At 65.2% G+C, this 6,901-nt stretch carries 5 protein-coding genes and 3 pseudogenes; 1 reads left to right on the top strand and 7 read right to left on the bottom strand.

Annotated elements, in window-relative coordinates; genetic code table 11:
* The 5 genes and pseudogenes from ACY34I_RS39930 to ACY34I_RS39910 form a co-directional block, all read right to left on the bottom strand.
* A pseudogene (locus tag ACY34I_RS39930) lies at positions 1–182 on the bottom strand (ISL3 family transposase); the annotation flags it as partial.
* 449 nt (positions 183–631) lie between these two features.
* Complete coding sequence (locus ACY34I_RS39925; RefSeq protein ID WP_462760672.1) at positions 632–1,507, bottom strand: hypothetical protein; 876 nt, start codon at positions 1,505–1,507, stop codon at positions 632–634.
* A gap of 33 nt (positions 1,508–1,540) precedes the next feature.
* On the bottom strand, positions 1,541–2,143 hold the full coding sequence (locus ACY34I_RS39920; RefSeq protein ID WP_462760674.1) for a tetratricopeptide repeat protein: 603 nt from the start codon (positions 2,141–2,143) through the stop codon (positions 1,541–1,543).
* Positions 2,144–2,292: 149 nt separating this feature from the next.
* Positions 2,293–2,601, bottom strand: a pseudogene (locus tag ACY34I_RS39915) (DesA/ISL3 alpha bundle tail domain-containing protein); the annotation flags it as partial.
* A gap of 130 nt (positions 2,602–2,731) precedes the next feature.
* Positions 2,732–4,180 carry an ATP-binding protein gene (locus tag ACY34I_RS39910; RefSeq protein WP_462760670.1) on the bottom strand — a complete coding sequence of 483 codons (1,449 nt, stop codon included), beginning with the start codon at positions 4,178–4,180 and terminating at the stop codon, positions 2,732–2,734.
* A 55-nt stretch (positions 4,181–4,235) separates the two neighbouring features.
* Between ACY34I_RS39910 and ACY34I_RS39905 the strand changes: the two are divergent.
* Positions 4,236–4,715 (top strand): annotated as a pseudogene (locus ACY34I_RS39905) (transposase); the annotation flags it as partial.
* Between the two features lie 890 nt (positions 4,716–5,605).
* Here the strand turns inward: ACY34I_RS39905 and ACY34I_RS39900 are convergent.
* Both ACY34I_RS39900 and ACY34I_RS39895 read right to left on the bottom strand, forming a co-directional pair.
* Positions 5,606–6,307, bottom strand: a complete 702-nt coding sequence (locus ACY34I_RS39900; protein WP_462760668.1) for a hypothetical protein — start codon at positions 6,305–6,307, stop codon at positions 5,606–5,608.
* Positions 6,308–6,421: 114 nt separating this feature from the next.
* On the bottom strand, positions 6,422–6,547 hold the full coding sequence (locus ACY34I_RS39895) for a hypothetical protein (protein WP_462760666.1): 126 nt from the start codon (positions 6,545–6,547) through the stop codon (positions 6,422–6,424).
* Positions 6,548–6,901 lie beyond the last annotated feature (354 nt).

Raw genomic sequence — 6,901 nt, 5'->3', positions numbered from 1 at the left:
ACCGTCCGCCAGTGATAGCCGTGGACCCGTCCCGACGAGGCCCCGCACATCGGGCAGACCCCGGTGTCCTGCGGCGTCCGGGCCCCCACCACGATCCGCTCACCCTCGTCGACCACGTCCTCGACGATCAGCGGGGACAGCCCCGAGAACACCGCCTGTACAAGCTCGTTGAAATCCTCCACATGGGAGTCAGCGACGCCTCGCCACCCTTCGTCACCACCGAATGTGAGACAGGGCCAAGTTAACTTGACACTCCCTCTCCCTCGTCCGGGTGACAGCAGGCATCACCTCGACGCCGCCGAGCGCTCGACGGCCGGCTGTTGTAAGCTCGGCAGACGATGTTGGAGCCCGGTCGGAATCGTACCGGCGGCATCTCGCTTACAAGAGGAGGATGCCCCTGGCGGGGCGCCCGCGGGTTTGTGAAACTCGATGCGTCGCCCGCCGACGTCGACAGAGCTTGGCACCTGCGAGCCCGTTTACAAGAGTGACGCTGGAACTCGCCCCGGTAGGTACCCCGGGTTGCCGCTATGAGCGCGTGTCTGAGTTTCTTGATCTTTCGCGGGTTCCGCGGGCGACGCCTTGTCGGCTCGGCTCCCCCTGGAGTACCTGGTGATCGACGTGCCGATGCCCGTCATCTTACGGTTTTCGATATGTGGTCGAAGCCGTCGTAGACATTTCGCTCGATCACTACGTCCCCAGACGTCACCGAGTCCAGACGACCGAACGGGTCGTAGTTGTACGACGCCGTCGCCCCGCCCCCACTGCTGGTGAGCAGCCGGTTCCGGTCGTAGTTGAAGGTCGTCGTCGCCCCCTTGATGGTCTGGCTGATGACGTTGCTGTTCGCGTCGTGGATGTAGGACTCGGTGGACGGAGTGTCCCCCGTCTTGGTCACCGACACGATCCGGTCGCACGGGTCGTAGGTGTTCTCCGTGGTGTTGAGGATGTACGCGGAGTGGTCGTCCGCGCGCATCTTCTTGTTGACGTCCTTCGTGCGGTTGCCGTTCAGGTCGTAGAACATAGAGTGCTCGGCAACCACGTCGCCGTTGGGCTTCTTCTCGACCTGGGACTTGGGCAGGCCGTCGAGGTAGTAGGCGTGGCTGACCTTGTTGCCATTCCCCTTCAGCTCGTCGAGCCGCTCACCCCGGTCGGTGTAGGTGTATGACGTGGTCTTGCGGTCGGGGTCGGTCGCCGAAGTACCGACGGCGACCTCCGACAGCAGTCCGCGCGGGTCGTACCGGTACGTCGAGTATTGCTTGTCGTGCTGGGTGGTGACTGGTGACCCGTTTTCGTCATAGGTGAAACTGGTGGTGTTCCTGACGGCACCGGCGTTCGACTCGATGACGGCAGCCACCTGATTCAAACCGGTGTATTCGACTTCGTACCTGTCCACCCCCGCGGCGGGCGAGGTGTCGGTGATCAGTGCCGGGTTTCCGTTCGGGTCGTACTCGTAGCCGTAGTCGTGCCGGTCCTCGTCGGCTTCACCGGCGTTGCTCCGCACCATCTTCACCGCGTCTGCGACGAGACGCGCACACCGCCAGCGTTAATGAGCGTCGGCTGTGGCGGGGTTGGCCTGTTGTAGTTCGTGCACCAGGGTGTCGATGTGATCTTGCGGGAGTCCGAGGGCTTGGCGTGCCTGGTAGCGTCCCCGGGCCAGTAGTCCGGTATCGAAGTCATAGCGCAGGTCGTCGATGTCGAGGTCGGTGAGGTGTCCGAGGTGGGTGACGAGGCCGGCGGTGAACCAGCGGGCGGCCTGCTGCGGGTAGCCGTGTTCGGCCAGGGCTTCGCCGATGACGCTGAACACGTCGGGGTCTTGTGGGCAGAGTCTGCGCGCTTCGGTGATCATGGCCATGGCCTCGTTGTGGCGGTGCCGGTCAAGCAGGAACGAGGCGTAGGCGGCCTGGGCGGTGCCGGGTTCGGCGTCTTCGATGTCGAGCGCGTCGCGGAACATCTGCTCGGCCAGTGCGTGTTCGCCGAGGATGGCGTAGTACTCGCCGGCTTGGCACAGGCTGGCGGCCTGCTCGGCGCAGTCGTGGCCGATGTGGGAGCGCGACAGCGCGTCGGCATGGGCGCGCCGTTCGGCGTCGGTGATCGGCACGAAGTCTTCGTCTCCGGGCCGAGGGTCGTTGCGGTGTCTGCGCGCCATGCCACCACCCTAGCGACGGCGCCTGACGACGAGCCGTCACACCACGATGGAATCACTGTGCGTGCAGCTCGCGCTTGCGCCAGCAGGTCGAAGCCGGCACGACCGCACATTTGGCGCTTGATCATCTTGATGCGGTTCACGTGGCCCTCCACCGGCCCGGAGTTCCACGGCAGCGTCAGCCCCGCAGTCACCGCATCAAGGTCGCGTTGCAGCCCGGCGACGAACGAGTGCAGGCTGGGCAGGTCATCGGCCAGCATGCTCGTGATCCACTGCCCGAGGTCTTGGCCGGTGAGATTCTTCATCATCTTGTCGAACTCGCGGACGTGGGCGGCGACGGCGGCCAGGGCCGGGCTGCGCGCAAGCAGCCGCTGCAGCTGGTCACGATGTTCGGGTGGGAGGTTGTCAGGGTCGGTGACGATCCAGCCAGCCGCCTGGCGAGCCTTGATCACGGCCGGCATCGACGCCGGCATGGGCAGGCCGCCCGGAACGGCTGCAGGACCGGCGCACCGTATCTGGCCCACTCGCACGAGAACCCGCATCGCTCGTGAGCGGCTCAACCCGGATCAGATCGCGTAGGCGGCAGTGCGGTTACCCCCGCCAGGCCGACAAGATCTCCGAAGGACCCCACACCACATCCGCTTTCGTCGAGTCGACCTGTGGCGACACGCCGCTGAGCGAGACGATCACGAGCCCGCAACGGCCGTGGTCGAAGCCGGGCACCTGTGCCGCGCCCGCCGCCAGTTCGGCAAGGTCGCGCGCGTCGAAGGGACTGCTGAGCCATTTGACGGAACCCGCGAAGTAGACGGTCTGAGCCACTGGTGCCCGGTCCGCGCCAATGATGTCGATCTCCGGGTTGAACTGGCGGTTCCACCAACCCCCAACGGCCTGCACGTCTGGCCAGGGCAGGCTTCCGGCGGTCGCGGCGAGTTCCAGGGACTCTCGGATAAGCGGTTCGACGGCGCGGCCGCGCCATCCCTTCCAGCGCCGCTGGACGAGTTTGAATGCTGCCTCCGGGCGGCCTCGGCGGGCCTGCTCCTGCGCGCCACGGAGAATCGCCAGGTACAGGCGTAAGTTGCTGTCGGCGACTCGATACAACGCTGGTCTGCTCGGCTTCGTGGACAGCGGCTCGTCGACGGCCAGCACCCTCTTTTCCTCCACCAGTCGGCGCAGGAGAGGTGAGAGCAGACCGGACGCGAGCGGAGATTGGGTCCCGCCTGCCGTCGAGGCGATGTTGGCATAGGCTCGATCGCCGCCGCCGATTGCCTCAAGGACGCGGCGTGCTTGGTCCGGCGCGGGGAACTCGGCCAGCAGCGCCGCTTCCGGGATGCTGAAGACGACCGAGGCCGGATCGGCGCACTCCTCTTCGAGGAAGGCCAGCGGCGGCTTGGCCGGTGGCCAGGCCCGAACGATCCCCGGGAGGCCTCCGCAGATCAGATGCGCATCAATTGCATCTGCCCCACTGAGATCCAGCGCGCGCGCCGTCTCCGCCGGGTTCAGCGGCCCGAGCATGAGCGCGTCGGCCCGGCCGAAGAACGGTCGATCGTATGCGGTCAGCCGCTCCATCATGTGGACGTCGCTGCCTAGGAGCAGAAGGAGGACGGGCTTGGTGGACAGCAGCCGGTCCCAAGCCGTCTGCAACGCGCCGTCGAAGAGCGCATCCTGCTCGGCAAGCCATGGAACCTCGTCGATAACGACGACGGACGGGACGTCCGGGAGGACAGAGGCCAGCGACCGGAAGGCGTCTGGCCAACCTCCGGCGGATATCGGCACCAAGTCCGGGTTCGTCGGCAGCGGTGAGTCACGCAACTCGGCCAGGAAGGTGGAGATCGCCTCGGTGGAGGACGCACCCTTGGTTGCGGTATAGAAGAGGTAGGGCACTTCGGCGCGGTTGCAGAACTCCTGGACGAGGCGCGATTTCCCGACCTGGCGCCGGCCCCGGATGGTGACCGCCAGTCCGGCCCTCCCTGTTTGGAGCCGGTCCAGCCGCTTCTGCAACAAGGCAAGTTCGGTCGTTCGGCCGACGAAGATTCCCGCCATGAGGTAATCCCAGTCTACGTAGTCTTCTTCTACGTAGACTCACTCTACCAGACTCGCCGGGCGATCACCGGTCGACCGCGACAAGCAGGGCATGAAACGCTCAGTGATGGTCGAGGCCCGCGGCATCCCCCTCGGACGCGTCCTGGCCGGCGCCAACCGCCACGACTCGCCGCTGCTCAAACCCACTCTGGAACACCTCGACGTCCTCGGCCCGCAACCCGAGGACGTCACCATCCATCTCGACGCCGGCTATGACTCCGCCGTGACCCGCGACCTCCTCGCCGGACGCGGCATGATCGGCGAGATCGCCCGCAAAGGAGTCAAGGCCCCCGTCCAGGCCACCAAACGCTGGCATGTCGAGCGCACGAACGCCTGGCACAACGCCTTCAACCGCCTTCAACGCTGCTACGAACGCAAGGAGACAGTCGTCCACGCCTACTTCGACCTCGCCGACACCATCATCACCGTACGTAGCCTCATCCGGCAGGCCTGGACCTTGTACCGATGGGACACCCGCCCCACCTGCCGACCATGAAAACCACCTATCTGCGCGACCTCTTAGATCCATTCACATGGACCTACCAACAAAACCCCTTGCCAAGACATGTTTATCGATCTGTTACCAAGGGCGGACTTCGCAGACACTGCGATACCTATACGTTCAACTTAGAACATCTACAGATATGGAGAAATTCATGAGGAAAGTAACGGCGAAGCGACTCGCAGCGGCGGGTGGAGCATTCGCACTCGCGTTTGCCGGCATCCTTCCTGTCGCCGTACCGGCATCTGCGGCGGTCGAACCCATTCCGAGCGCAACGGCGAACGAGATGGACGTCGAACCGATGGACGTCGAAGCCACGACCTCATGCGCGGCTTGGACGCCGCATATTCGGCGAGTCATCGTCGGCAGCGCTCCGGTGCACAGCAGCTATTACGGGTCATCCCCTGTGATAGCTACGTGGAAGTACAAAACGCTTTTCCGTGTCGACAAGCGTTGCGTGAACAGTTACGGAAACGTGTGGTGGCACTCGGACTGCTGCACTGGCGTTAAAGGCTGGATCTGGAACGACTATACAGAGTTCGCCCACTATAACTAACAGAGCTCGCCTATCACCGCTGGTCGCGTTTTGGGTCTCTCACCAATGCGACGTACGGCGTTGGCTTCTCGAAGAAGATTTTTGGGGCCTGGTGGTTGCGGGCCCAGAGACTTCAAGGTTAATGGCAGCGGCGCGTCGTCAGCGCCCTGCAGCTCGGGCACGTGGCGCGCCTCGATCTTCAAGAATGGCGAGGAGTGCATCGCCTCAGACGCCACCATCACCTGCAAATAGAGCGCCTTAAGGATAGGCGCAGCGACCGGCGTGGTGATCAAGCAATAGCGCAAGCAGTCATATAAGCGACTAGCCTCGCGCCTTGGAGGTAAAGTGGCTAGGGCGACAAGGTACATCGTCCTACCGGACATACAACCTTGTCGCCCTGACCCCTTGGGTCCACCTCACAGTCAATTCGTTCTTGTCCGCCGGGGCGGGTCTTATGGTCGGCTCCACGTCCTGCCACCGGGCCACTCCCGGCGGTGGTGACCTCACGCGCGAGCGCGGCGAGGTTACGCGCGGCGTTCAGGTCCCGATCGAGGGAGGGCCAGGCCGCAAGAGTCGCAGGGGCGAACTGCAACTCATGCCCAGACAACCGCGCATCGCCGATTGCCGGGGGCCGCTGCCACCGGCTCATTCGAAGAGCTCGCGGATAACCGCCATGGCCCGCGGCGAGATCACCTCGTCGGGATAGAAGTCCGCCGCACAGGCGTACGGCGTCGTCCACTGTCGCGACCTTGGCCAGCGCCGCCAAGGTGCGAAGATCGTCCACATCGCGGGCCCGCGCCGCGAGTGCCTTCATCGCGAAGATGTGCTCCGGCGAGGCCGCCATGACGCGTAGCCCGGGATGGTCGAAGACGCGCCGTCTACCCGGGTCATCCTTGCCGGAGACATAGACGCTGGCTTGCTCGTTGAGCCACCATGGGGGCAGTCCCAGTTCGTCGGCCACCGCACGCGCCTCGTCGAGGACGACGCCGTGCGGGACGAACATCGCATCGACGTCCCTGGTCACCCGTTTCGCGTCGTAGGCCAGCGCCATCGCGGCACCACCACGAGATGTCAGCGACGACCCCACGGCGGACGAGGCTCTCGCCCAGGCGGGTGTACGCGCGCTCGAGCTCTGCGCGCCCCATCAGGACGCCGTCCGCCCCGGTCACGCCGCGGCCAGGTCGTGAACGGAGAGGTAGACGCCGTGTTTCCGGAACGCGGCCGGCGCCCAGGCCAAGGCGTCGGCGCAGTGGATGGCCAGTTCGGCCGGGAACCAGGCCCGGCGCAGCACCCGTGCCTCGACCCACGCGGGCGGCGCAAGATCCTCTTGTGCGAGCAGGTGCTCCGCGAGCGCCGCAAGCAGCGCATCCCAACGCGCGTCTCCGGTCAGACCAGGCTGACCAACTTGATTAGGAATCGTCGGTGACCATAGGTTAGCCGTGTGGACCGTGGCGCTTCGCCTTTGGGCTGGTTCGGGGGAGATTCCGGTGAGGTGGGCCGGTCGTGATCGCGGGTTCTCCTGGATCGATGGCGGGGCGATGAGTCGGTGACCGGAAAGCTGCCGCTGGCTGAGGGCGAGGCTTCCCGTACCGCTTGCGCCCGCGCTTTGCTCCGATCAGGGGTGGACGAGGAGAGCGGTCAGGTC

This window comes from Micromonospora sp. RTBAU3-60 (assembly GCF_054963695.1).
This window is presented reverse-complemented; position numbering and strand designations above follow the sequence as displayed.

Excerpts from the sequence above, each read along its gene's own strand:
- ACY34I_RS39920 (WP_462760674.1), bottom strand. The coding sequence starts at position 2,143 with ATGGCGCGCAGACACCGCAACGACCCTCGGCCCGGAGACGAAGACTTC.
- ACY34I_RS39910 (WP_462760670.1), bottom strand. The coding sequence starts at position 4,180 with ATGGCGGGAATCTTCGTCGGCCGAACGACCGAACTTGCCTTGTTGCAG.
- ACY34I_RS39900 (WP_462760668.1), bottom strand. The coding sequence starts at position 6,307 with ATGGCGCTGGCCTACGACGCGAAACGGGTGACCAGGGACGTCGATGCG.